The following is a 1016-nucleotide window of genomic DNA, read 5'->3' on the forward strand; positions in this document are numbered from 1 at the left end:
TGGTCTAAATAATTTCTTCTGCCAACGATATACATTTTCAAAGATCCGCTCAAACTGGTTCTTTTGTATCTCAACGTAGGCCATCAAGGCTGAAAAAATATGATTCAAAATCAGTTTAGATCGTCTTACCTGAAACTTTTCAATATGACAAACCTGTTTAATCACCCGGTGATATTGCTCTATTTTCCAATGACTTGAATGTAATTCATGAAAACCCTCAAAGGACAATAAATCATCTTCATCTTGATGTACAATATAAAACCTCTGCTGTTCTTTTAACTGAGTCTTAAATAATTGTACAAAGCCAAAATCTTTGAGCCAAACCACTTGACCCTGATGGAAATCTGGCAATAAACGCAGTTGAAACCATTGTCCTTTTTCTGGGGAAACCTTACGGTTACAGTCGATACCAAACATAAATCGAATACCATATTTTCTTATGGTTTTTAGATTTCCAGTCGATGAATACCAACTATCACCTGTAATAAATTGAATCTTTGCACCCCAACTGAGTACTTCACTTAACATATCCATAAAGTAATCATTCTTGGTTTTACTTTCAGATTTGTCATAAATTCGGAAATTAATTGGAATATTTTGACCATTTTGATCTGTCGCATACAAGGTAATGAGATTAATACCCTTGACGGATCGGTGGTGTTTGCCTGACCAAAAATAGCTAACCAAGTCCATATGTTGACTATATGGTTTATCTAAAACAGTATCATCAATACTGACTATAAGTTTATTATTATCAATATGTTGAATTGATTCTTGATATAGGTCGTGAGGTGTGTAGTCTTCACGCTCTAGAAAGCGATTTACACTATCATGCGAGATATTATAAGTCTCGGCAAGTTGTGTGCAGCTAATAGAGTTCGGTTCTGTCATGAGAAAGCCCATATAAATGGGTAATGTACAAGTTGCTGTAGAAGCATGTTTAATTCGTCTGATCACAGATACTTTATAAAGTATTTTAATACTTTTTTGAATCCGTCAATGCGTAAGTCCTATAT

The 1016-nt window shown here is 34.4% G+C and carries 1 protein-coding gene; it reads right to left on the minus strand.

What is annotated here, in order from left to right; all coding sequences use genetic code 11:
• Nucleotides 1-957 (minus strand): IS701-like element ISAba11 family transposase (locus tag NI467_RS14575; RefSeq protein ID WP_081405654.1); only part of this gene is annotated, 957 nt, incomplete at its 3' end.
• Nucleotides 958-1016: the final 59 nt, after the last annotated feature.

It is taken from the genome of Acinetobacter sp. S4397-1, from assembly GCF_024129285.1.
Taxonomy (GTDB): Bacteria; Pseudomonadota; Gammaproteobacteria; order Pseudomonadales; family Moraxellaceae; genus Acinetobacter; species Acinetobacter lwoffii_C.